Below are 526 nucleotides of genomic sequence, written 5' to 3'. Positions count from 1 at the left end.
GCCCCGATCAGCACGCCATCGTGCACCTTCGGATGCCGGTCGCCGCTYTCCTTGCCGGTACCGCCCAGCGTSACGTYCTGCAGGATCGAGACATTGTCGCCCACCACAGCCGTTTCGCCGATCACCAGCCCGGTCGCATGGTCGAGGAAGAAGCCCTTGCCGATCCGGGCGGCGGGATTGATGTCGGTCTGGAAGACACTGGAGGACCGGCTCTGGAGATAGAGCGCGAAATCCTTGCGGCCTTTGTTGAGCAACCAGTGCGACAGGCGATAGGTCTGGATGGCGTGGAAGCCCTTGAAGTGGAGCACGGGCTCGATGTAGCGGGTGCAGACGGGATCGCGATCGAAATAGGCCTGAATGTCGACGCGGATGATCGTACCCCATTCCGGCCAATCGCTCAGCATTTCCGTGAACGCCTGGCGTAGGATGACCGAGGGGATATCGGCATGGTCGAGCCGCTCGCTGATCCGATAGATCACGCAGTCTTCGAGTGTCTTGTGGTTGATCACCGTCGAATAGAGAAAGG

General features: G+C 60.6%; 1 protein-coding gene. It reads right to left on the bottom strand.

Annotated elements, in window-relative coordinates; translation table 11 throughout:
- Positions 1 to 526, bottom strand: a 526-nt coding sequence (locus tag AC1D0P_RS28100; protein WP_477679732.1) for a serine acetyltransferase domain-containing protein, incomplete at both ends; no start/stop codon positions are given.

This window comes from Polaromonas sp. P1_G2 (genome assembly GCF_056405515.1).
Note: the sequence above shows the minus strand (reverse complement) of the source record. Positions and strands in the feature narration are given on the sequence as shown.